The organism is Paenibacillus sp. TSA_86.1 (assembly GCF_052691815.1).
The window spans coordinates 327720-353083 of the sequence record NZ_JBQZGE010000001.1 but is presented as its reverse complement, the minus strand read 5'-3'; the positions used below and the strand labels follow the sequence as shown (position 1 = coordinate 353083).

Genomic DNA, 25364 nt, shown 5'->3' with positions numbered 1-25364 from the left:
CCTCATCCCTTACTGTTTTGACGAAGCGATCCAACAATCATTCCGTTGCGGTAACATACTTTGGCCAGTTGTCTTGTAAAACGATCGGCATTATAAATATAGATCAGAGCCGTTGTAATCCCTTGTACCAGCTTGATGCCATGTTTGGTTGTACGTAGAACTCCCCGATGTTGATCCCTGATCGCATCACTTACGCCCTGCCAGTAGATCCTGCGCAGAAACCAGTTTTTCGTGGTTCGCTCCTTGGCCACTTTATGTTGCACCGACCCGTACGGCGTATAATACACTTTATACCGAGTTCGAATTCTGGCAATCAGTTCACTCTCCTCACTAGAGAGAAGATTGTTTCCCACTCTGCCCAAATCTTCGCGGAATGGTGCCAGCTCAGTAAACACGGATAGGCGAAACGCTACATTTGCCCCGAAGGGAATAGAGGGACTTTTCATCTCGGTCACTTCATTGGCAAAATCCAGTATCGTGAATAATGACCGGTTCTCTGGTGGAATCCACATCGGTTCGGGCACTTCCCAGATCGGATCGATCCGTCCGCCGACACATCCAATCTGTTCATCCATTTCGAACACATGCACAATGTGCCGAATCCAGTCCTTGCTAGCAAATGCGTCATCATCCAAAAATAAAATATACTGACCACGAGCTTCCTGAATGGCACGGTTGCGGGCTACAGATAACCCTTGCTTCACTTCAAGCACATATCGGATATGGTGCTGGTCATTTTGCAGAATCGTTTGCAGTACCTGATCACGAGTGTTGTCTTTTGAATTGTTATCAATCAATAAAATCTCGTAATCATCACTGGCATAACTCTGCTGTACAGCACTGCGTATCGCCTCTATAGCGTCCTGTGCACGATTATACGTACATATTGCAACAGTCACCTTCATCGTTTCATCCCCATATTCTAAAATAGGTCAACCTGAATACAACGTAAGTGTTCGCTGCGCGATGACTGGCCAATCCAGCCGTTCCAGCGCTTTGACAAATCCGCTGCCTTCCTCAAACTCCGATTGTTTCATGCGAATCAGATGCATTGCCTTAATTAACCCATCGGGTTCCGCCGGGTCATAAAGCACAGCACAATCATCAGGCAAATATTCCTCCAGCAAGCCGATCCGCGGGGCTGCTACAGGTTTGCCAAAGGTCAAAGCCAGAATGGCACTGCCCGAGGTCGCAATCTGTTTATAAGGAAGAATGATCGAATCGACCGCAGCAAAATAATCAGAATATTCATCATCTTCTATGAAATGAAAATGAGTATGCACCTTGCCACTCTGGAGAACCCGGGTGTCCAGTTCATACTCTTTCACTTTTCGTCCAGCAATCAGCAGATGTGCCTGTTCCGACTGCAACCCCTCAAAGGCATCAAGCAGATCATCTACACCCTTGTACGGGGAAACCTGCCCAAAGAAACCATACACGTAGCTATTCTCCGGAATGCCAAACTGTGAGCGGATGTCCACGCCTTTTCCCGTGTATACTCCTTTGTAATGACCGTGAGGGATAATCTCGATTCTCTCTTCATCTACACCAAAGGTTGAACAAATTTCGGGGATCAACGGTTTGCCCATAACAATCAGCTTCACACAATTGGCGACCAGTATTTTTCTCATCCAATAATCCAATCTGGTTTTTCCGCTGTTATGAGGCCAGATGTTATGAACCGTCCAAAATAATTTCACTCCGCGAAGACGTGCATAAGCAATCATCAGCAAATAAAGCATGGACTTGATTACGGTGGACAACACGGATGAACCTCTATAATAGAAGCTGGGCCAGTGGAAATGTACGATATCATTCTTTTTGAGCTTCAACAAATCCTGCTTCGTAAACTGCTTTACCTTCCACCCCTTATTCTCGATGGAGCCGGACAACAGTTCATTAAACTTGTTGTTCTCGATCATCTTTGGCAGCATATATACTGTCGGATTTTCCATCCACACACCTCTTACTTCAGTTTCATTCGTACAGGCTCCTCAGCGTAAGCCCCCGCCACACGTCTTGTCTGAAATCGCATCAAGTAACCCAGCATGATGATTTTGATGTTGCGCTTGAGCAGCACCCAGTCTTTCCACCACGGATACAACGATAATGCTTTCTTCAGGTACACATGATTGCGAAGCCTGTTCCGGGACCATTCCAGCATGCGATAGTGATGCAGTTGGCGGCGCTTCTGCTCTTTGGACATATCATTGTAGTATTTCAAAATAATTTTGCGCTGTCCTTTATATTTGGCACTTGTCGAGGTGGAGATGCGCGGGCCACTATGGATATTGATGTCCACTAGCGGTTCTTTCACATTAACGGCAACATATCCCCGTTTGAGGATGCGCAGATAAAAGTCATAGTCCTGAGCCGAGGTCAAATTCTCATCAAACCTCACGTCCCGCGCTAGCGAAGTCAGCACCATAATTTTGGACGTTTCTCCAATCCAATTGAACGTAAGCAGATCCTCGTAACGGATGACATCCCGATCTTCTGCAGATAATTTTCGTTTGACCACCTGATGCTGATCATTGGTATACGCCAGATATTTGCTGCAAAAGGTAAACGATTCCTCTGTCCCCTCCAGCACTTCACACTGGATTTTGATTTTGTCAGGCTTCCACTCGTCATCGTCGTCAAGGAAAGCAATATATTTACCGTTCGCTTGGGATATGCCTATATTCCGCGCATGATTGGCCCCCTGGGGAAAGGGCACCCGAATGTAACGAATGCGTGAATCTTCACGAGCCCAGGCCTGACAGACTTCAGGCGTAGTGTCTTCCGAGCCATCGTCTACAATGAAAATTTCCAGTTCCGGATATGTTTGTGCAAGCACACTGTTCAGTGCAAATTGTAACAAGTTGACCCGATTATGCGTTGTAATGACGCAAGATACCAGAGGATTCATACCATCACCTTTTCCTGTTCATTCGGATTTCACTAGGATACCTTGACCTGTAATGCATCATATATCCCTGACAATCTGCCCATCAGCAGATTAATATCAAATCGTTCGGAGATAATCTCTCGGTTATATGAGCCCATTTTTATTCGGGTCTCTTCATCTACAATGAGGTCATTCAGTGCCGCTGTCAGCCCGTGCACATCTCCCGGCTCGATTAACAGCCCATTATGACCCGATGTAATGACCTCGGGAATACCTCCCACTGTGGTCGAGATAATGGGCAAGCCACAATTCATCGCTTCGAGTATAGCCATAGGTAATCCCTCATGATAGGAAGGCAGTACCAAGAAATCCGCCTCCTGCATCAGCTTTTCCTTTTGCTCTCCGTTAATCCAGCCGAGTACGTTAACACAATCCTCAATCCCGTATTGCTGTACAACCGCTTTGACTTCATTTACTTCACCATCCCCTGCCAGATTGAAGATGGCATGAACCCCTTTTGCCTTCAATTGCTGGATCGATTGAAGCAGATCATAGACTCCTTTTCGCTCCCCAAGTCTGCCCAGGAACAGAGCATTCACCGCAGGCTGCTGCGATTTGGGTCGTGGGGCTTTCACAAATACGCCGTTAAACAGCACTTCTATCACATGATCCGGAACGATGGTTGCGAAATATTCTCTCCACGTATGGGACAACACGATCAACTTGTCAGCCTGATTTAAAATATAATGGCAATACTTGCGTTGCAGGGAGAATTTGTTGTAGAACTCATCAAAGCTCGCCGCATGAATATGGAGTATAACCGACTTACGAAACAGCTTGCGTGCCGTCAGGAGAAACAGTGATTTTCGATAGAAACTACCGTTGTTAGCCATATGAATATGAACAATGTCCGGTTTAAACGTGTACAGCTTCATCCAAAACTTCAAGTATCCTTGTATGAAAATAAGCAGACGTGAGAATACGCTGCCCGTGATGTATGTTTCGACCCGTTGCATGGGGTACAACTCGGAGATGGAGGAATCTTCGATGTTTTTGATCACACTCACGATTCCACCCATATCCCTCAAGGATGATCCAACAACCAATACTTTTGGTTTCATGACAGACTCCTTTTTCTCATGGTTAATCCACAAAACTACACTCCGCATTACAGACTGTTCACATAACTTTTAATGGAAGAGACTAGATCGGATGGCTGTCTTACATAAGGTTGAAATTCCATCTCCTCAATGCAAGGAATCAACTCTCGCAGCTCAAACTGGCTCTCCGCGGCAGCGACATAACCACGCTCCTGAAACACTTTGGCAATCTCAAGCTGATGGTCATCTACATGCTCACCGTGGTCCTTGCGGCGGGGTATTACCACAACCGGCTTTCCGCGTTCAAGACAATGGGTAATGGAACCTATACCGGCATGCGTAATTACACATCGGCTGCTTTCAATATAGGTGTTCATCTCCTCTTGGCTTAAGAACGGAATCGTTCTAAAGTGACGCGGCTCATAGGAAGTGTAACCCGATTGTGCTACAACTTCTTCCTGAATGATTCCAGCTTCAATCGCTTCATCCAGTAGCGCAAACATGCGATCAAACGAAAAGCGCTGTGTTCCAACAATCGCAAAGATCAAAATAAAGCCCCCCTATACTTCGCATTGGGATAGCTGTCCTGTAACGTCTCCCACTGAATGAAAAACTCATCTGATATTTTGTACATCAGTCGTCCAGTTGCGCTGGAGGAATAAATTTTGGCATAACTTTCAATATAAATCAGCTTGGCACCGAAGAGTTTACCAAACAGGCAAAACGGATATGTTGCACCGGCTCCTGTGGTAATGATGACTTTTGGGCGTTCTCGCACATATAAATAGAATGATTTGATAATATTTGCAGCAAAAACAAGCAGAAACAACAGGTTTTTACGTTCCTGCTGCATCAGGTAATACACTTTGTTTCGGGAAGTGTGGACGCTTCCGCTTTTGTTTTTTTCCGTAATGATAAAGTAGTCATGGTCTTCTACTGCAGGAATGATCTTGGTCAATTCATCAAAATGGCCGCCCGTCGAACTGATCAAACAGACCTTCATGTTCTAATCTCCTTTGAAAAGGATACTTCCCCTGTATGCTGGATCTGTGAATCGGCCTCTTTAATTGATGATGCCTTCCTGATGTCTCCGGCCTCTCCGGTTGTATACAACGCATTCAGATAGATACAAAACGGGGCAATCAGATGCACTGTAGATAACGTGTTATCGAAAAATGAATATGTCAGAAACCCTGCAATCATACCCAGAAAATATAGCTTGATGATCCCGTTCAAACGATGATAGATTACCCGGAACACAAGCAGTAGCGAGAGGAATAACAGAATCGCACCAACCAGTCCTCCATCATAATAAAAACGAATGTACTCATTATGCGGAACAACAAATCCGGAGAATATGCTCCCGTCGTTTGCAACCAGTGTAGAACCCAAGCCGCGTCCAAAGATGGGATACTCGTTTGCTTTCTCAATAAAATAACTCCAGGCCACGTCCCTGCCAGACAGCCCCTTGCTCTCCGATCTCATCTCATAATTGTCCCACTGTGCAACCACCATGTAGGCTACAGCCACAACGAACAAAATGAGGGGAATGACCGCAGTCACTCTGCCCTTAACGAAGGCTTTTAGTTGATCAAAAAGATATACCAGAATGATTGGAATCAGTGCAATCAGCGGTCCACGTGTTCCCGTCTGCACCAGAATGACTAGATGTGTCAGCGTCAGCATGTAGAACAGCACGGACTGCTGACCTTGTCTAATCTGAATGAGACAGACACAGATGGAAATAAAACAAAGCATCGCCAGATGCGCAGCTATATTGGCGCCTTGCAGACGTGTCACACCGGATATTTCCAAATTCACAATGGACAATATGCCACCCAATTGCAGGAAATAACCCCCAACCAGACTTAAGATCGGAAGCCAGGCAAGCACATGGATGATTCGGCGACTAACCTCATGTGTGAAATGTGGTATCAGTAATAAAAAGGGAACCACGACCCCTAGAAATGCTTTGAACGGATCAAGCGGACTAACTCTGCTCGGCAGATCAGAGAGAAAGTAGCTTTCCACAAATAGAAACATGATCGCCAATGCCGGGTAGATTAATCTTTTACGTATGCCATAACGTAGAAAAAGGGATACAACGAAACCCAGAATCGCCAATTTGTAAAACGATAGTGAATCTAGTCCTGCGAGTTGTACTTTGAAGATCTTGTCAATGGACAAGGAAAAGCTGATCACAAACATAATAAAAATCCAGCTGGGGCGTTTGATATACACACCCAGCAGGATTACGGACAATAGCGCAGCCACCGAAACCAGTGGAAGATAGATGGCTGCAGCAATAATAACCAGAGAGAAAAAAATGATCTTAAAAGACTTCATATCCATTGCAGCCAATAAACCGGTCTTTTGCATATCTGCTATGCCACCTCAGAACCAGAATCTTGTTTCAAAATGCATCCTTTGAACCGAGCAGCACCTTGAATGTCTTGAAAATGATTTTGATATCGACCAACAGATTTCGCTCACGGGCATATGTTAAATCGAGTTCAACCATCTCCTCAAAACCGACGCTGTTTCGTCCGCTAACTTGCCAGAGTCCCGTGCAACCGGGCATCACCTGCAGACGTTGTCTGTCATAGGAAGTATAATTCTGTACCTCTCTCGGCAGAGCCGGACGCGGCCCTACGAGACTCATTTCCCCTTTGAATACATTCCATAGCTGTGGCAGCTCATCCAGACTCGTTTTACGAATAAACTTGCCGATGCGGGTTATGCGTGGATCATTTTTCATTTTGAACATATTACCGTTCACTTCATTTTGATCGATCAGTTTATCCAGCAGATCCTCTGCATTCTCAACCATCGATCTGAATTTATACATGTAAAATTCTTTACCATGCTGTCCCACACGAACCTGGCGAAAAAAAACAGATCCCTTCGGGGACTCCATTTTGATCAGAACGGCAAGCAGGATAAACAGAGGTAATAATAGAATCAAACCTATGAAAGAACCGAGAAAATCAAGCATTCTTTTCATAAATAAATAAACTTTATCTGTATCCTGCCGGATTAACTTACCTGACGTATATCCCAGACTGGGGTCCATTACAATCTCGGCTTCCTTCGTCTGTGGAGTTGAACTCATTCATAGTCCCCCCCAACCACTTGCTCTACAACATGCTTGTCAAGAATCTGTTGTAACGCTTGGAGCATAGGAAATTTGAGGTCATGATTTTGTAGTGCAAAATCGATAGTTGTCAAAATGAATCCGAGCTTCTCACCAACATCGTATCGTACGCCTTCAAAGTCGTAAGCATATACTCCTTGTGTTTCATTTAAACGTTGAATCGCATCTGTGAGTTGAATCTCTCCTCCTTGACCAATTTCCTGGTGTTCCAAATATTCAAAAATCTCCGGGCTAAGAACATATCGGCCCATAATGGCCAAGTTGGAGGGTGCCGTGCCTTGAGCAGGCTTTTCTACAAATCGAAGAACTTCTGTCAAACGGCCATCGGATTGCAGGGGATCCACAATACCGTATCTATCCGTTTGTTCGGGCAAAACCGTTTGCACCCCGACAATAGACTGTTGTACTTGTTCATACTGGTCAATGAGTTGTTTTGTACAAGGCACATCAGATACAACGATGTCATCCCCGAGCAGGACGGCGAACGGTTCATCACCGATAAAATTACGTGCACACCAGACGGCATGACCCAATCCTTTAGCCTCTTTTTGTCTTATGTAGTGGATATCCACATTAGATGATTTGCGCACCTCTTCCAGTAGGCCCAGCTTCCCCTTTTCCAGAAGATTGTGTTCCAGTTCAAATGCGTTGTCAAAATGGTCTTCAATAGCCCGCTTACCTTTTCCTGTCACGATGATAATATCTTCAATTCCAGAGGCAATGGCTTCCTCAACGATATATTGAATGGTTGGTTTGTCCACAATAGGGAGCATTTCTTTGGGCATCGCCTTCGTGGCTGGCAGAAAACGCGTTCCCAAACCAGCTGCAGGAATGATTGCTTTTCTCACTTTTTTCATAAATACCACCCTATCCTCTTTTTTTGAATTTTTTCTCTCCAAAGATACATAAAAAGGGCATTGAACCCCTCCTCACATCATGCCTTTGACGATATACGTCTAAGGTTCCGCAGAACCCACAGCATGACCGAGTGCCTACAGTGATAAAGGTGCAGTAGACATTACCTTTGATATCAAATTCCGGGTTCTTTTATATTTCGCCGTAACTGACTGAACCTGCACTGGCTTTTAAATTGTTCAGAATGACGCCTAGAATACGGGCATTGACATGTTCAAGATGAGCCTTCGTTTTCTTGACCAATTCCTTTTTGACTTTTCCTGCATTCACGACAAGCAGTACTCCGTCACACAAGGAACTGACGATTAGTGCATCCGTAACAGACAGTACAGGAGGCGTATCAAACATGATGACGTCATATTGATTTTCCAGCCTCTCCATCAGGCTTTTCATCCGATTGGAACCGATCATCTCCGAAGGATTAGGTGGGATCGGACCTGAGGTGAACAACTGCAGGTTATCGATGTAACTGTCCCTCAGCACCTCTTCCATAGCGTACTGATTCGAAAGCACACTGCTTAAACCGACATGATTAGGTACAGAAAAGACTCGATGTAAAGATGGATTTCGCAGATCTGCATCGATCAGCAGCACTTTTTTGCCCTCCTGAGCATAGGTGACTGCCAGATTGCTAATGGTGGTGGTCTTGCCTTCACCTGATTCGGCCGAAGCGATCATAATTTTATGGATATGATTGTCGATGGATGAGAACTGGATATTGGTTCGTAGCTTGCGGTAACCTTCGGAGATATGTGATTTTGAATTGAAGTAGGTCACCAAACTGTTATTCTCACTGGTTAACCGTGACATATGTGCCATCCCCTACTTTCTGTTGAGATACGTAATTTTTCGTATTTTTCAGATCCTCTTTCTTCATTTTGGATATAACGGTTAGTACAGGTAATCCCAGCTCTTTCTCCAGCTCCGTTTCCGATTTGAAGGTATCATCCAGATAGTCAAGCAGAAACACGAGAGCTACGGCTAGCACCAGACCAGCAAACAAACTGACGATAATGCTTAATGTTGTTTTCATATTGATTGGGGCAACATTACTGTTGAGATTGGCTTCACTGAGAATGGCCACATTGTCAATTTTCATAATTAGAGGAATTTGCGATTGAAACACTTTGGAGATGGCATTGACCGTTTTTGCAGCACTTTCGTAGGTCGTCCCTTGTACCGTAATGCTCATCACTTGGGATTCGCTGGCCGTAGAGACGGAGGTTCGATTCATAAGTTCACTGGAGGTTAAGCCCAGGTCGGGATATGTTGAGACAACTTTGTCCATGATTGCAGATGATTTGATAATCTCGCGGTAAGAGTTGATTAATTTGATGTTGGTTTGAATCATACTGAAATCCATGATAGCCTGACCTTCAATCGTTGAAGTCTGGTTGACAATCAGTTTGGAACTGGCTTCATAGAGCGGTTGGGTAAAAAAGATGCTTTTCACGCCTGCTCCTACCCCGGCAATTAATGCGATAACTACAATTAACCACAGTTTTTTTTGCAAGATTCGAAAATATCCCTTCAGTTCCACTTTCATTCCTCCTAAACGTTGTAATCAATCCTATGTAAACTACCAGATAGACAGCAGCCATTTGCGAGATTTCCATCGTTTCGGAATTACTCTTGAATTCGTCAGAATGGAGGAGGCATTCAACGCCAAGTGCTTCACTGATTCAGGACCAAAGCGATAACCAATCTCTCTGGCTCCCTCCTCTAGCGCAAATGTCCGTTTGCAAGTATCATGTGCATCTGATGAAATGAAATGAAACCCGTTTTCTTTGCAAAAATGAAAACACCATTTCTGAACTTTTCGTCCGAAAAGCCCAGTGAATGATTCGGCTGTAAGCTGGCATAGTCCGCCTTGACTCAAATAATCGGACAACAGCAGCGGCTTTTTCAAAATAACAAGGTTACGCTCCGGATGAGCAATAATAGGGGTAATTCCCGCGATTCGCAGTTCATGGAGTATTCCGGGGAACTGTGAGGGAATATGACCAAAGGGCAGCTCCAGCAACATATATCGACTACCGGCAAGTGTGCAGCACTTTCCTGCATACAAGTCTTCAATCAGTCTATCGTGCACTCTGATCTCCTGACCGGGATCAATCTGCAAACGGATATTTCGTTTGGCAAGCTCTGCACGAAGCATATGAACAGCCTGATTGACTACCTTTGGTTCATTGTTGTAATGTCCGTTCAGGTGATGCGGAGTTGCAATAATGGAGGTAATTCCTGAGGCTACTGCTTTCTCAGCCATCGCAACGGACTGCTCCATTTGAACAGGACCATCATCCAGACCGAATAAAATGTGGCAGTGCATTTCAACCATATCCAAACTTCCTGAAATAGTATGCTCCCCCTCGCCCCTTTATTCATTGCGCAAATGCTTTTGGTGTTAAAGAACTAATGCATAACGCTACGAAATATAGTAAAATGGCGTTAAGTACATGCTCGTTCAGAAAATGTTCAGATTTAACCTAGCCTATATGATAAAATCAATGTAACGATAAGGCTTTAACTGAGGAGATGGGCCTGTTGCCTTCCCGTATGTAGAACGGGAAACTGCCTCAAATTCAACTTCATCAAGCATTCTGTTTAACTGTCCAGTTATATATAGTGTCTGTTCTTTCTGAATATGCAAGTCTGAATGATACATTATCAGTTCTCCAAAGGGCTGTTTCCATTGCAGCTTGGCATGAAGCCTGACGCATACACGGTTGTCTTCTACATCCAAACCTATTAGCATTTCTGATAATACTGGTAAGTTCAGGTCGCTCAGGAAAGTGATCGCTTGTGTATCCATACCAAGTAACAGGACGGGACGTCTTTTGCGATCTACCATTTTCCCATGAAACTCCTGAATGTACATATGGACATTTGGTTTCAGATCAGCCCATTCCTGAAGAATTTTTGAATTCATGGTTTCATTCCTTTAGAATGGATTAGCCTACATGGATTGCCCTCACTTCCGCATGGCAGGTATAGTGCGAGGGACATCTGTAAATACTTAAAATAACTCAAATGATACATTTTGTAACTCCATACGTCCAATTTACGATACAAAACGTATCATGTCAAGCGGTATTTGGACATGGTTCTTTTGATTTACGACAATTTGAGATGTCCTTAGACAGACCTATTTACAAGTGGAGTATTAGACCAACGAGGCGTAGTACATTTGCAGGAAAACTTACCCTGATCAAAAACTTGGCTCAGGATTGTTTCAATATATATGATGGTGTTCAGGGGGAAATAGCTTATGAGCTACGGAAATCGCATTGCTGAATTAAGAGAACAGCGGGGACTTACTCAAGAAGAACTTGCGAACTCCATTCATATTACCAGAGCGGCTCTCTCCCACTACGAGAAAAACCGGCGCAAACCGGATTTCGAGGTGTTAACACGGCTTGCTGACATCTTCGATGTGTCCATTGATTATTTGATTGGACGCACGAAGCAAAGTGATATGGTGATGGACGAAGACGTGCGTGAATTCGTGGATACGCTTGAGTTGTCAGATAAGGAAGTGCTGGAGCGCTTTGATCTGATGATTGATGGTAAACCGTTAACGGAGGAAGAAGCACGTCGGTTTATCGCTTTTGTGCGAATGGAGCGCAGTATGGATTAATCAAGGTACCTCCGAAAAGAGAACCCAGTTTCCGAGCACTTCCCGCTCTGGTATCTGGGTCTTTTTGTGTATCTTGAATTCCCTCCACTTCATGGTGTGTATTGGCTCAAGAACGCTTGGTGTTGGAGGATACGAAATGCTGCAAACGCTCCGGGTCGATTCCACATTGCAGTAAAACTTTCATGATGTCGATCTGGGTTGTTTCGACTGGTTTACCTGTCGGCTTAGAATCGCCCATGTTTGGATGCTTCATCTTCATTCCGCTAACCTCTCTTATCTTTATACTTTCTCTGCACTCCAAAACTAAACCTAATTATACGTTAGAACGTTCCTTGATGTTGTCGTCTCGTGGCGATAACGTTTTTTGAGCGGGTTCTAATTTTGTCGAAAGCAAAAAGGAGCCCTATGAATACGCCGTTTTGGCGGTCATAAGGCTCCTTTTATTTATAAACTTTTACAAAGAGAACGATGGATAATTAACCTCCGGTACGTGCAAGTTCCCGCATATTCGCTTCAAATGCTGCTAGCAAAGCCGCTTCACCTGTCAAACCTGTCGCTTGTATCCGCTCAATCTGTTCAGTCATGCGTTTGAAGTCTTTCGGAATGACACGCACAAATTGATTCAAGGAATCCTGCCATGTATCCAGAATACGCTGACCGGCAGCACTGCCAGTGAGTGCTGTGTGACGTTGAATCATGCCAAGCAGGTCTTCGCTTTCGGAAGAATCTTCGATGCGCTCCAACAGAACCATTTCCAAATTGCAACGCTGCAGGAAGGTGCCTTTTGGATCGTACACGTAGGCAATACCTCCGGACATCCCTGCTGCAAAGTTACGACCTGTATCGCCGAGTACTACGACACGACCACCCGTCATATATTCACAGCCATGGTCACCTACGCCCTCAACGACAACTTTGGCTCCCGAGTTACGTACCGCAAACCGCTCTCCGGCAATACCGCGGATATACGCTTCACCACTTGTTGCTCCATATAAAGCCGTGTTCCCGATAATGATGTTATTCTCCGCCTCAAATGTCGCTTTTGGTGAAGGCATAACAATCAGCTTACCTCCAGACAAGCCTTTACCCACGTAGTCGTTGGAGTCTCCTTCAACGGTGAGGCTCATGCCTTTTGGTACAAAAGCACCAAAGCTCTGTCCAGCTGAACCGATAAATTTGAATTTAACGGTATCTTCAGGCAAACCAGCAAGACCATATTTACGTGTAATCTCGCTACCCAAGATGGTTCCTACTGCACGGTTTACGTTGGTAATCGGCAGAACTGCCTCAACCGGTTGACCGGATTCGATTGCCGGCTGTGCCAGTGGGACGAGTTGCTGCATATCCAGCGTCTCTTCCAGTTGGTGGTTCTGATGCTGCGTACGGTAACGCGCAGCGCCTTCTGGCAGTTCAGGCACATGCAGCAATACAGACAGATCCACACCTTTTTTCTTCCAGTGATCTACGGCTTCTACCGTTTCGAGGCAATCTGTACGTCCGACCATTTCCTGAATGGTACGGAAACCAAGATCAGCCATAATCTCACGCATGTCTTCAGCGACAAAACGCATGAAGTTCACGACATGTTCAGGGTCACCCATGTAATTTTTACGCAGCTCCGGATTCTGTGTGGCTACACCAACAGGGCAGGTATCCATTTGGCAAACACGCATCATGATGCATCCCAGTGCAACGAGTGGTGCAGTTGAGAAACCATACTCTTCCGCTCCAAGCAATGCAGCAATCGCCAGATCGCGCCCGTTCAGCATTTTGCCGTCTGTTTCAAGAACAACACGATCACGCAGATTGTTCAGCATCAACGTTTGATGTGTCTCTGCAAGTCCAAGCTCCCATGGCATACCCGCATGACGGATTGAGCCTTGAGGAGATGCACCCGTACCCCCATCATATCCACTAACCAAGATAATGTCCGCACGGCCTTTGGCTACACCCGCAGCAATCGTTCCGACACCCACTTCTGATACCAGTTTCACGTTAATTTCAGCACGCGGATTGGCATTTTTCAAGTCGTAGATCAACTCGGCCAAGTCTTCAATGGAGTAGATATCGTGATGCGGCGGCGGCGAGATCAAACCTACGCCTGGTGTAGAGCCACGAACTTCAGCTACCCAAGGATACACTTTACGTCCTGGCAGTTGTCCACCTTCACCTGGTTTAGCCCCTTGTGCCATTTTGATCTGAATCTCGTCAGCATTGACCAGATAATTGGATGTTACACCAAAACGTCCGGATGCCACCTGTTTGATCGCACTCCGACGGGAATCCCCATTGCTGTCTTTAACAAAACGAGCCGGATCTTCTCCGCCTTCGCCTGTGTTGGATTTACCACCTACACGGTTCATAGCGATTGCCAAATCTTCGTGAGCTTCTTTGCTGATCGAACCGAAGGACATCGCACCGGTTTTGAAACGACGCATGATGTTTTCCACAGACTCAACTTCTTCAAGCGGTATAGATGCTCCAACCGGTTTCAACTTCAGCATGGAGCGAATGGTCAACAGTTGATCATTCTCACCCTGTACGAGTTTGGAATACTTTTTGTACAGCTTGTAATCGCCCGTACGTACGGCATGTTGCAACGTGTGGATCGTTTGCGGGTTGAACAAATGCTCTTCACCGTCATTGCGCCATTGGTATTCACCGCCGGAATCCAGCACTTTGTCGTTCCCGTCTTTATCGGTAAAGGCACGATTGTGATGTGTCAACGCTTCCGCTGCCACTTCCTCCAGGCCGATACCTCCGATCCGGGAAGGTGTCCAAGTAAAGTAACGGTCAACGAAATCTGATTTCAGACCAACCGCTTCAAAGATTTGAGCTCCACGATACGATTGAATCGTCGAGATTCCCATTTTGGACAATATTTTAATAACGCCTTTGGTTGCGGCTTTAATGTAGTTTTTAACGGCTTTCTCATGAGAGATACCACGCAGCAAGCCTTGCTGAATCATATCATCCAGCGTTTCAAATGCCAGATAAGGGTTAACTGCACTTACGCCATAACCCAGAAGCAGCGCGTAGTGGTGAATATCACGAGGTTCCCCTGATTCAAGCAAAATGCTGACTTTTGTTCTTGTACCCTGACGAATCAGATGGTGATGCAGACCTGCAACAGCCAGTAGCGCCGGGATTGCTGCATTCTCGGCATCCACACCGCGGTCAGACAGAATCAGGATGTTATGTCCTTTGTCAATGACACGGTCAGCTGCTTCGAAGAGCAATTCCATCGCATTACGCAACCCTTCCGCTCCTTCTGCAGCAGTGAAGAAGATCGGGATCGTCATAGAGCGGAAGCCCGGACGACGAACGTGGCGAATCTTCGCGAAGTCTTCATTAGACAATACCGGTGTATCCAGACGGATCTGGCGACAGCTCTCCGGTTCAGGGTTAAGCAGGTTACGCTCCGGACCAATCGTTGTCGCTGTAGAGGTAACGATCTCTTCACGGATCGCATCAATCGGCGGATTGGTTACCTGTGCAAACATTTGTTTAAAGTAGTTATACAGGCGTTGCGGACGATCTGACAGAACAGCGAGTGGTGCATCATAACCCATGGAACCTGTAGCTTCCATTCCTGTGGATGCCATGGGCTCCAGTACTTTGCGCAATTCTTCAAACGTATATCCATAAGCCAGTTGAAGCTGTGTTACATTATCATGTTTAGGGTCTGGGAGCTCCGGTGCTTCCGGCAACTCGTTCAGATCCATCAAATGCTCTTCAAGCCACTCGTCGTAAGGATTCTCAGCAGCGATGAGCGCTTTGACTTCTTCATCAGAGATGATACGGCCCTCTTGAGTATCTACAAGCAACATCCGTCCTGGACGTAGACGGTCTTTATACAGAATGTCCTCTGGTGCAATATCCAGAACACCGACTTCGGAAGAAAGGATGATTCGGTCATCCTTGGTTACATAATAACGAGCAGGACGCAAACCGTTACGGTCAAGAGTAGCACCGATCTGTAAACCGTCTGTAAATGCCATTGCAGCCGGGCCATCCCATGGTTCCATCATTGTGCTGTGGTATTCATAGAATGCTTTTTTCGCAGGATCCATGCCTTCATCGGTGCTCCACGGTTCAGGGACCATCATCATGGCCACATGTGGCAGGGAACGTCCACTCAGATACAGGAACTCCAGCGTGTTATCAAACATCGCAGTATCCGAACCGTCCGGATTAATGACCGGTTTTACTTTGGCAATATCGTCGCCGAACAGTTCGCTTTCAAACAAGGACTGGCGCGCATGCATCCAGTTCACATTACCACGCATCGTATTGATCTCACCGTTGTGGATCATGAAGCGATACGGGTGAGCACGTTCCCAGCTTGGGAAGGTGTTCGTACTGAAACGGGAGTGAACGAGTGCAATCGCCGATTCCACCAATTCTTCCTGCAGATCCAGATAAAATTTGCCTACCTGTTCGGTTGTCAACATGCCTTTGTATACTACTTTTCGGCAGGACAAGCTTGGCAAGTAGAACGATTCTCCCTCGGCCTCATCTGCCGAATAACGGATCGCCAGTTCAGCACGTCTGCGAATGACATACAGCTTGCGCTCAAATGCCAGTTCATCCTTCACTTTATCTGATCTTCCGATAAATACCTGACGGACATAAGGCTTCGCTGCCAGTGCAGAACGGCCCAACATCTCATCATACGTAGGGACATCCCGGAAGCCCAGGAAGGTTTGTCCTTCTTCTTCAATAATCTTCTTCAGACTCTCTTCATGTGCCGTACGAACTGCAGGATCCTGAGACAAGAACAACATGCCTACGCCATAGAAGCCTTGTTCAGGCAATGCAAAGCCAAGACGCTCTGCTTCTTTTGCAAAATAACGATGTGGAATCTGAATCAGGATCCCTGCTCCGTCACCGGAATTCGGTTCACTTCCTTGTCCCCCGCGGTGCTCCATATTACTGAGCATGGTCAGTGCCTGACTTACGATATCGTGTGAAGGTACTCCTTTGATGTTGGCAACAAAACCCATTCCGCATGCATCTTTTTCGAATTGTGGATCATATAGACCCTGTTTTGGAGGTAATCCGATGTGTCTCATGGAACGCAACCTTTCTATAATGAAGTATTTCGGAAAGATCAAGAATAAGAACATAGCAACAGGCAACAATGTAACGGGAGGAGCTGGCATTTCGCTTGCGATAAGCCTGCCTGCTGAGATGAAGGGGTGACAGCTTGAGCCATCTGTGATAAGCCTGGTATTGCGGCAAAGACCGCGGATATTGCGAAGGACTGGCACCGAATGATCGGTTAACAGCATATATACAACAACCACGCAGCCGTTAGCACGGCTACTCATGATGGAGCGACGTTTTTTGATATAGTTCTATTATTTTAACACCGACCTAACATCAGCGCAATTTAAACTTTTTAATACCTCTGATAAGAATTGCTTTGCAGTACAGCTTTAGTGTGATGACGTTTAAAAACGCCTCTTTTTTGAATAATTATACACATTTTAAGACAGAGCACAACTGATTTTAATTGCTGATAAAAGAAAATCGTTCCATATCCAGCCTACGTTTGACCATATTTTCGTAATTTTCATGCTCCAGCTTCCAATTTCGTTTTCTATTTTCATATCATTGAATACAAAATGGCCTGCAGCTATTTTTCCAGCTGCAGGCCATTTGCACTATTTGACTACTATATTGCATAATTTCGATACTTATGCTTTAACTTTTTTTGCGAAATAATATAAAATTCTCGTTTATGTCTCTTAAATTATACAGTCAAAGGCTGACCGTTTTCTGCTACCTCGGCATCTTTCTTTGTACGTCGGCCGCTCAGAAGGAAGTACGTCAGCGTCAGCAGAACAGATACAGCTGCATAGATGCTAAGGATTTCCGCCTGATGCCACATGACATCAAAATTACCGCTGGATACGACAGCTCTGAGGCCCACAATGCTATGTGTCATTGGCAGCCACTGACTAATCGCCTGGAGCCATGAAGGAATAAGTTCAATCGGGAATGTTCCTGCACTCGCTGCCAGTTGGAAGACCAGAAGCAAGATAATCACATAACGTCCAGGCAGATCGAGCCAAGTCACGAGAGCCTGAACGATCAGCATAAAGGTCAGCCCCGTTATAATGGTAAACAGATAGAATAGTCCTGCGCTGTGCGTCTCCAGTCCGAGCCCGTAAAGCATAAAGCTCGCTAAAATAACCGACTGGAAGATGCTAACCGAACCAAACACCAGCGTGCGGCTTACAAAACGATTCCAGCCTGTTGCCCCAGATACGGATGTTTCACGCATTTTCAGAACAATTGTGGAGATCAATGAACCTACGAACAGACCGATGGACAGGAAAAATGGTGTCATGCCTGTTCCGTAATTGCTCACGCTCTCCGTCTTGTTCTCGGAAGAGCTAACCGGTTCTGCAAACATATTCACAACTTCATCTGTTTTCTTCACTTCGGATGTTTTCTGAGCTGCATCTTTCAGCTTCGTTGCCAGTTCACCAGAACCGTCTTTCAGTTCTGTAAGGCCATTAGCCAGTTTACCGGCTCCGTCGCCCAGCTGTTTGGAACCGTCAGCCAGGGATGAAACACCGCCGCTAAGTTTACCGACACCTGTCTGTAATGCAGTCGTACCTGTACCTAGCTGTTTCGCACCAGCTGCCAGTTGCGTACCGCCTGTCGCTGCTTCACCCAATTTGCTACTGAATTGTCGCAAGCCGTCAGAGAGCTTTGCTCCACCCTGACTAAGCTGTCCAGCACCTGCAAGCAGCTGCTTTTGTCCATCTACCAGTTGAGTCGCACCAGCAAGCAGTTGCTGTTGACCTCCATGCAGTTCAGTTGCACCAGTAGCCAGTTGTTGATTCCCTTGGTGAAGCTGATCCGCGCCTTGAGCCAGCTTCTGCTCGCTCTCATGCAGCTGTGCACTTCCGTCAGCAACAGCCTGACTCGCGGCAAGCAGCTTCTGAACATCTGCGCTTGCAGCCAGTTCCGGGTTACTTGCAGCCAACTGTTTCAATCCGGCGGCTACGCCCTGTGCTCCATCGGCCACTTTGCTACTGCCATCCACAGCGGATTGCAAGCCAGTCGCCAATGTTCCACTGCCCTGGACTGCCGATTGCAGACCATCAGACAGCTTCGCACTGCCTTGTTCGGATGATTGCAGACCTGCTTGCAGCTTGTTCGTGCCGTCCAATGAAGATTGGAGGCCCACGGCCAGCTTGTTACTGCCGTCTTTCAACTGGTCGGCACCGCTTTGAAGCTGGCCCGTAGCTGCATTATGAAGTTGTTGCAAACCCGAAACCAGACTTGTCGTTCCATTTTCAAGTTTTGCTGCTCCATTATGCAGTGCATTAACTCCATTACTTAATGGAGCTAATCCATCCTGAAGTTTCAACGTTCCGGAGGCAAGCTTAGCCAGATTATCCTTCAACTTCACTGCCCCGTCATCGAGTTTTCCAGCCCCGCTTTTCAAATCTCCCGCGCCGTTTCCTGCTTCAGTCAAGCCGGTCGACACCTCGGAGAACTTATCAAGGAGTGTCTCTGCATAAGACTCTGTAACTTTAGCCGAAACTTTGGCTTTCAAGTCCTTCATGGCCGTTTTACCAATCTGGGCACCCACAAAGTTGTAATTACCGTTCGGCTCATAGATCAAGCTTGCCGGTGCTGGCTTATCATCAAGCAATGTTGTCGCTTGAGAAGAGAAGTTCTCCGGAATCGTAATCTGCATGTAATACTTGTCACTTTGCATGCCGTCCTTTGCCTGGGCGGCACTGACAAAGTCCCATTTGAAATCTTCGTTTTTCTTCAGTTCATCGATGAGATCATTGCCGACATGAAGTGATTTCCCCTCCAGTTCGGCTCCTTTATCCAAATTAACTACCGCTACCGGCAGTTTATTCACTTGACCATAAGGATCCCAGTAAGCTGCCAGGTAAATGCCGCTGTACAGGATCGGAATAAATAATATCGCAATTACAGGGATCAACACCTTCGGGTTTCTCACGGCTGATCCCAAATCCTTGAAAAACACGTTTAATGATTTCATGTCATTTTCTCCCCTTAATCTCTCTGCTACTCAGCAGGAATATCCAATATGAAAACAGATTGAAAATCTCTGGAATTTTTCCCGAAATACGTAATGACCAATTCTCTCAAATGGTCAATCAAGAGCAAAAAACAAACTTGTCCTCCGACAAGTTTCATTTTCTCCCTTCCACCAACTACTGAAATGTTCATTGTATAATTAAAGTCTGCCCATTTAATAGGTAGTGGGTGATGCTTAAACCTTAACGATGGATTATTTTATAAACCTTTAACGGGGCTGATCGCTGCGATCCCTTCCATTAAGAAAAGACGAAAGTAGTTCTTGATCGCTTCTTTACTAAGTGGTTCATGATGCTTGCTCCAGTCAGAGGTCAAAGCAATATACAATCGAATCATCATAAAAGCGACAACTTGCGGATCACAATCACGTATCTCTCCGTTATCCCTAGCCTTCTCCAGTTCACGAGCCAGAAATTCGGAAATCACTTTCTCTACCTTTTCCAGACCCTCCCTGGCCTGCAATGTTCCAAAATCCTTCAATTCCTGCGACAACTTAACGAGCAACTCATGATCACGGCGGAATTCCAGAAGCGCATCCAGCACGCGAAACAGGTTATCAAAAAAAGCACTCTCCTGATGAACTTCACGCTGCGCAATATTTTTCATTTCATGAATAACTTCCACCAGAATCTGATCAAACAGCTCTTCTTTGTTTCTGAAAAAGGTGTAGATCGTGCCCTTGCCTACATTGGCGATCTTAGCCACTTGGTCCATCGTAGTCGCTTTGTATCCAAACATGGCAAACGACTGGGCGGCTGCATGAATGACCTGCTGTCTCCTGTCGATCGGAGCCATTTTATCCCCTCCTTCTTTCCTTTGGAAATGTGCCGAGTGATTCTATCGCTCTCTTTGAAATGACCAAAAATACAAAACGGTCATTCGGTCAAAAACTAGAATATCATCTTGAAAATAAGATTGCAAGCCTAACAATAAAAAATGTATTAATATTTTTTAACCGAAATGCAGTGGAAACTGTCAGCATCCTCGTCTATAGTGTAAGGTGACTCAAACAATCCGCACATAACCGAAGTTTGAGGTCTCAAAACAGAATATACAGTGTAAATATGAGGGGATGAAACATGATTCTGTGTTTTGCCGTATATTCATGTAGTAAGAAACCTAGCAAAACTGTCCTATTTGAAACTTAGAAACTGTTTCAATTAAATTTTAATTTTAACTTAAACTTATGAATAAAGGTGAACTCATGCGAAAACCAAGAGTGCTCTTATTATCAGAAGGATTCGGTACTGGTCATACACAGGCGGCTCATGCCCTGGCACACGGCATCAAAAAAGTCAGTCCTCAAGTTCATAGCCGTGTTATTGAACTTGGAAAATTTTTAAACCCGACCGTAGCTCCGCTGATCTTTTCTGCATATCGAAAGACACTATCGGTTCAACCCAAACTTGTCAGCCTGTTGTACCGCACACAGTACAACAAATCATTAAACGGCTTAACCAAACTGGCGTTGCACCGTATTTTCTACACACAAACGGCGCAGGTTGTATCCCAGTTGAAGCCGGACATCGTGATTTGCACTCATCCATTTCCGAATGCGGTAATTTCCAGACTTAAACGTCAAGGTCTGAATATCCCGCTCTATACGTTAATTACCGATTATGATGTGCACGGAACGTGGATCAACCCTGAGGTTAACAAATATCTGGTTTCTACTCCTCAGGTTAAGGCCTTGCTTGAGATTAGAGGCGTTCCTGCCTCACAGATTCAAATTACAGGCATACCTGTTCATCCTGATTTCTGGGAAGCTGGGGATAAAGTAAAGCTCAGAGAAGAGATGGGACTGCAAAATATGCCGACAGCCCTGCTTATGGGAGGCGGCTGGGGCCTTTCTTTTGACGAGGAAGATATGAAAGCTCTCGCATCCTGGGCAGATCGAGTACAGTTAATCTTCTGTCTCGGAAGTAATCAGAAGATGATTGACAAAATGAAAGAAATTCCATGTTTCCAGCATCCGAATATACGTATTCTGGGATACACAAAGGAAGTTAGCAAACTCATGGATGTTTCGGATGTACTAATCACTAAACCAGGAGGCATGACATGCACCGAGGCTATGGCCAAAGGTCTCCCCATGTTATTTATCCCCCCGCTTCCAGGACAGGAAGAGGAGAACTGTGAATACTTTGTACAAGCCGGATATGGACAGATCATTCATTCTTCAGAAGTCATAACCGATCGATTCCGGGAGCTATCTGAACTTCAGTCCAATCAGGCGAATCGCTCTGAGAACACGAAGGCCAAATCCGGACATTCTTTGCCTTATGATCCAGCCTGCTGCGCTCAAGCTGTACATGATTTACTGTTTCCCGCAACAACAGAAGTTACAACTACGTCTGTAGAGCGCTTTTCAGCGGGGATTACTAACAGACCCTTGTCTGGTACCAGATTGCCTCTAAGACGTCTCTAAGATGCATTACAGGCGTTCTGAGAACGTGATAGACATTGCACATTCAATCAAAAGGTTAAACGAAAAGAAAACACAAAAAAGGTTCCCCTTCGTAAAAGGAAGGGGAACCTTTTTAATTTTTATTGCATTTCGTCGTATGTTCTACCAAAAAACTGGGTAAATTACAGATAAAGATTCACTTGAAAACGACGAAATAAAACTGCTTTCCAGATTTTTCAGGGCATATGCGATGCTCACATAGTTAACTACCCTGCCTGTTTGCAGAATTTTAGGGTCTTTTACTTGTAAAAAGTATGATGACCGATCGTTTTTACTTCTTTCTTCGTGCGGGCCACTGTCAGATCGTCAGCAAGCGTCAATGATAAGAAATAATACGTATCATCAGAGACTTCCTTCTGTCCGTTCAGTGCAGCATTGACTGCTTTAACGCTGTCTTCATTCGGGGTTACCCGTTTCAGACGTCCATTCGCCACAGGACTAAACTGTGATTTCTGATGGATCACCTTGTAAATGGTATCGGGAAAATTGGCTGACCGCAGCCGGTTTAAGACAACATTGGCAACTGCCACTTTGCCTTTGTACGGTTCACCTTCCGCCTCTGCCATGACGATTTTTTGCAGCAGATGCAGTTCTTTATCGGACACACTGTAAGACCAGGTTGCGAGTTTCGCATCTTCCTGATTCAGAAGTTCGGTCCGCGTAAAGTAAAGTTTTTGGGGGGGAGTTGTCATTGCAGCTGTCGCTTTGGCGTTTTGTAATTTAGCCAGTTTCAGAGCAGCTTCTTTTTGGGCTTTAGCTTGAGCTATAGCTTGCGCTTTTTGTTTAGCCGCGGCTTCCTTTTGCTCCTGCTTTTCCTGAGCAGTCACAAGCCAGTTTTTGGCCGGCAGTGCATTCGTCCATGTTGCGGATTGCACAGACGTGTCAGTAGATAGACTTGTCCCATCTTCCATCATTCGCCTCTGATCTTGCGGCAAAGATGGGTTATCATGCGCCGAAGACGCAAGCTCTGTCATTTGTTTACTATCACTCGCTTCATTCCACTTCCCCGTCGCTTGAACGACATTTACCCCCACTATACATACAAGCAGCACAGATAACATCGGTGCCACCCAACGATTCTTGCTTATAATTTCCATTCGAAGATTCCTCCTATCGAAACAATTCCCTAATCTTAGTAACCAAAAAAAAAGAATTTGAATAACGTTGGCTAATATTACATAGGGATAAACACAATGTCAATGTGAGTTTATGGTATTAAAAAGTTTTTCAGGAAAATGAGAACGTATCCACCGTCTCATACATTGGCGTTTGTCCAAGCCTTGTCACATAAAGTACAAAACCTTCTACAGACCATGAATTCCCATGAGAAACATGTTCTGTAACAACTTGAGTAATCCCATGATCATCCATACCAGGAAGATATCCGAGATATTTTCTAGCTACAGTAACATGTGGGTGATACGGTCTTAATTCGGCTTCAAATCCTAAACTTTTGGTTGCCTCTACAATATGTTTCTGCAAAAGGTGTAATCGCTCTATATCTCCGTTAACACCCCTCCAAAGAACTTTCGGCGTTTTCTCCAGACCAAACGTTCCCCAATCAGAAAGTTGCAGGTCAAACGATTGGAAATCAGCAGCTACGGCGTGCAGAGCTATGCGAAGATGACCGACATCACTCATCAATGTATCTCCCAAAAATTGCAAAGTGATGTGATAATCCCTGTGGTCTGTCCATTTGCGAAAATCAAACTTGTTTCGTATTAGCTGTGTCTGCATATGAAGAAACTGCTGGACAGATTCAGGCAGACGCACTGCAATAAACAGACGTTCCCGTCTGGATGCATGTTCTTGAAGTTTATGGGTATCCATTGCATACACCTCTCTAAAGTTCGCTCTATTATTCCATAACTATGCATATCATTTCAACCTGGGTAAATATAGAGTGACACACAATAAGGATTTTGCATATCAGACTTCATTCCTGCATTTTCCATATTTATGCACATCATGTACTGAATCTGATACACTTGACAAGACTAATTCATCGATCTCAGGAGGCACACACATTATGGGCAAAATCGTATGTTTTCCATCATTATCCCAAGAACAGCAGCACCAAATTCTTCAGGTTGCACCAGGTTATACCATCAAAGTAGGTAAAGCCAAAGATTTGGACCCGGCTGACTTAAAAGATGCCGAAATTATACTGGGCTGGTCCCCTCTTGTAAGGGAACACACTCTGCATCAGGACAGCCCATTAAAATGGATTCAAGTCTGGTCAGCCGGTGTAGACAACCTCCCATTTGCGGAGCTGCAACATAAAAATATTCAGGTTACCAGCGCCAATGGTGTTCATGCCATTCCAATCACAGAGATCATTCTGGGCATGATGTTATCCCATAGCCGCTGGTTAAGACAAGCTATGTTGTACCAGCAGCAGGCAGAATGGAAAAATCCCGGAAAAGCGCTGCCAGAGCTGCATGGAAAAACTGCGGTTATCGTTGGAGTCGGCGAGATCGGAACAGAAACAGCTCGTGTACTGAAAGCGTTAGGCATGCGCACGGTCGGAGTACGACGCTCTGGAAAAGACGTGCCTAATGTCGACCATATGTATGATATGTCTGGACTGCATGAAGCTCTAAGCCAGGGTGACTATGTAATTAACATTTTGCCGTTAACCGATGAAACACGCCATATTTATGATCAGGATGCATTTAATCATTTTAAGAACGATGCCTGTTTTGTCAATGTAGGTCGCGGCCCCAGCGTCAACACGGAGGCGTTGCTGGCTGCACTGCAAAGTGGCAAAATCGCCTTTGCTGCTCTGGATGTGTTCGAAGAGGAACCTCTTCCGGCAGACCACCCGCTATGGGGCATGGATAATGTCTTAATTACACCGCACATTGCAGGAAGCACCGAACAATATACCACTCGTGCTCTCGATATTTTCATCAAAAATCTGGAGGCTTACGTTGCCGGAAAAACGCTTCCGCTCAACCTTGTCGATTATAGTCATAAATATTAACACAAACACCCGTTCCCATGCAACATGTTGAAAATGACGTATAACCTTCGAACCAAATCATTAAAAAAATTACTCCACAAGGAATTCTTCTTCCTTCGTGGAGTATTTATTATGC

Annotated in this window: 22 protein-coding genes; 3 read left to right on the top strand and 19 right to left on the bottom strand. The window is 45.3% G+C overall.

Annotated elements, in window-relative coordinates:
* Positions 1 to 2: 2 nt before the first annotated feature.
* From ACUTVW_RS01475 to ACUTVW_RS01415, 13 genes are all read right to left on the bottom strand, one after another.
* Positions 3 to 905, bottom strand: coding sequence for a glycosyltransferase (locus ACUTVW_RS01475; protein ID WP_445644149.1), 903 nt, complete (start codon positions 903 to 905; stop codon positions 3 to 5).
* Between the two features lie 27 nt (positions 906 to 932).
* Entirely contained in the window at positions 933 to 1955 is a 1023-nt protein-coding gene (locus ACUTVW_RS01470) for a glycosyltransferase (protein ID WP_445644148.1), read from the bottom strand.
* An 11-nt stretch (positions 1956 to 1966) separates the two neighbouring features.
* Positions 1967 to 2911, bottom strand: coding sequence for a glycosyltransferase family 2 protein (locus ACUTVW_RS01465; RefSeq protein WP_445644147.1), 945 nt, complete (start codon positions 2909 to 2911; stop codon positions 1967 to 1969).
* 32 nt (positions 2912 to 2943) lie between these two features.
* Positions 2944 to 4011: a glycosyltransferase family 4 protein gene (locus ACUTVW_RS01460; RefSeq protein WP_445644146.1), complete on the bottom strand. Its 1068-nt coding sequence runs from the start codon at positions 4009 to 4011 to the stop codon at positions 2944 to 2946.
* A 47-nt stretch (positions 4012 to 4058) separates the two neighbouring features.
* Positions 4059 to 4538 carry a PssE/Cps14G family polysaccharide biosynthesis glycosyltransferase gene (gene pssE / locus ACUTVW_RS01455; RefSeq protein ID WP_445644145.1) on the bottom strand — a complete coding sequence of 160 codons (480 nt, stop codon included), beginning with the start codon at positions 4536 to 4538 and terminating at the stop codon, positions 4059 to 4061.
* Positions 4535 to 4993, bottom strand: a complete 459-nt coding sequence (gene pssD / locus ACUTVW_RS01450; RefSeq protein WP_445644144.1) for a PssD/Cps14F family polysaccharide biosynthesis glycosyltransferase — start codon at positions 4991 to 4993, stop codon at positions 4535 to 4537. Before pssD ends, pssE begins: the two co-directional genes overlap by 4 nt.
* Positions 4990 to 6369, bottom strand: a complete 1380-nt coding sequence (locus ACUTVW_RS01445) for an O-antigen ligase family protein (protein ID WP_445644143.1) — start codon at positions 6367 to 6369, stop codon at positions 4990 to 4992. Before ACUTVW_RS01445 ends, pssD begins: the two co-directional genes overlap by 4 nt.
* Before the next feature lie 34 nt (positions 6370 to 6403).
* A complete protein-coding gene (locus ACUTVW_RS01440; RefSeq protein ID WP_445644142.1) occupies positions 6404 to 7102 on the bottom strand; it encodes a sugar transferase in 699 nt (232 codons plus the stop codon).
* Entirely contained in the window at positions 7099 to 8001 is a 903-nt protein-coding gene (galU, locus tag ACUTVW_RS01435) for a UTP--glucose-1-phosphate uridylyltransferase GalU (RefSeq protein ID WP_445644141.1), read from the bottom strand. The genes ACUTVW_RS01440 and galU overlap by 4 nt, the downstream gene beginning before the upstream one ends.
* A gap of 190 nt (positions 8002 to 8191) precedes the next feature.
* The gene (locus ACUTVW_RS01430; RefSeq protein WP_445644140.1) at positions 8192 to 8869 is read right to left on the bottom strand and encodes a CpsD/CapB family tyrosine-protein kinase; all 678 of its coding nucleotides are present in this window, start codon (positions 8867 to 8869) and stop codon (positions 8192 to 8194) included.
* Complete coding sequence (locus ACUTVW_RS01425; RefSeq protein WP_445644139.1) at positions 8850 to 9605, bottom strand: YveK family protein; 756 nt, start codon at positions 9603 to 9605, stop codon at positions 8850 to 8852. Before ACUTVW_RS01425 ends, ACUTVW_RS01430 begins: the two co-directional genes overlap by 20 nt.
* Positions 9606 to 9638: 33 nt before the next feature.
* Positions 9639 to 10397, bottom strand: coding sequence for a tyrosine-protein phosphatase (locus ACUTVW_RS01420; RefSeq protein WP_445644138.1), 759 nt, complete (start codon positions 10395 to 10397; stop codon positions 9639 to 9641).
* 153 nt (positions 10398 to 10550) lie between these two features.
* Positions 10551 to 10910, bottom strand: a complete 360-nt coding sequence (locus tag ACUTVW_RS01415) for a hypothetical protein (protein WP_445644137.1) — start codon at positions 10908 to 10910, stop codon at positions 10551 to 10553.
* Between the two features lie 417 nt (positions 10911 to 11327).
* Here ACUTVW_RS01415 and ACUTVW_RS01410 point away from each other — a divergent pair, with 417 nt between their 5' ends.
* A complete protein-coding gene (locus ACUTVW_RS01410) occupies positions 11328 to 11696 on the top strand; it encodes a helix-turn-helix domain-containing protein (protein ID WP_445644136.1) in 369 nt (122 codons plus the stop codon).
* Positions 11697 to 11802: 106 nt separating this feature from the next.
* Here the strand turns inward: ACUTVW_RS01410 and ACUTVW_RS01405 are convergent, their stop codons facing one another.
* From ACUTVW_RS01405 to ACUTVW_RS01390, 4 genes are all read right to left on the bottom strand, one after another.
* A complete protein-coding gene (locus ACUTVW_RS01405) occupies positions 11803 to 11955 on the bottom strand; it encodes a hypothetical protein (RefSeq protein ID WP_445644135.1) in 153 nt (50 codons plus the stop codon).
* A gap of 217 nt (positions 11956 to 12172) precedes the next feature.
* Positions 12173 to 16771: a glutamate synthase large subunit gene (gene gltB / locus ACUTVW_RS01400; RefSeq protein ID WP_445644134.1), complete on the bottom strand. Its 4599-nt coding sequence runs from the start codon at positions 16769 to 16771 to the stop codon at positions 12173 to 12175.
* Positions 16772 to 17454: 683 nt separating this feature from the next.
* A complete protein-coding gene (locus tag ACUTVW_RS01395; RefSeq protein ID WP_445644133.1) occupies positions 17455 to 19737 on the bottom strand; it encodes a YhgE/Pip family protein in 2283 nt (760 codons plus the stop codon).
* 257 nt (positions 19738 to 19994) lie between these two features.
* Positions 19995 to 20591, bottom strand: a complete 597-nt coding sequence (locus tag ACUTVW_RS01390) for a TetR/AcrR family transcriptional regulator (RefSeq protein ID WP_445644132.1) — start codon at positions 20589 to 20591, stop codon at positions 19995 to 19997.
* A 409-nt stretch (positions 20592 to 21000) separates the two neighbouring features.
* Here ACUTVW_RS01390 and ACUTVW_RS01385 point away from each other — a divergent pair, with 409 nt between their 5' ends.
* Positions 21001 to 22224, top strand: a complete 1224-nt coding sequence (locus ACUTVW_RS01385; RefSeq protein ID WP_445644131.1) for an MGDG synthase family glycosyltransferase — start codon at positions 21001 to 21003, stop codon at positions 22222 to 22224.
* Positions 22225 to 22502: 278 nt separating this feature from the next.
* Here ACUTVW_RS01385 and ACUTVW_RS01380 read toward each other — a convergent pair whose 3' ends face one another.
* Entirely contained in the window at positions 22503 to 23360 is an 858-nt protein-coding gene (locus ACUTVW_RS01380) for a cell wall hydrolase (RefSeq protein ID WP_445644130.1), read from the bottom strand.
* 130 nt (positions 23361 to 23490) lie between these two features.
* Positions 23491 to 24093 carry an RNA 2',3'-cyclic phosphodiesterase gene (gene thpR / locus ACUTVW_RS01375; protein ID WP_445644129.1) on the bottom strand — a complete coding sequence of 201 codons (603 nt, stop codon included), beginning with the start codon at positions 24091 to 24093 and terminating at the stop codon, positions 23491 to 23493.
* Between the two features lie 199 nt (positions 24094 to 24292).
* Here thpR and ACUTVW_RS01370 point away from each other — a divergent pair, with 199 nt between their 5' ends.
* Entirely contained in the window at positions 24293 to 25249 is a 957-nt protein-coding gene (locus tag ACUTVW_RS01370; RefSeq protein WP_445644128.1) for a D-2-hydroxyacid dehydrogenase, read from the top strand.
* Positions 25250 to 25364 lie beyond the last annotated feature (115 nt).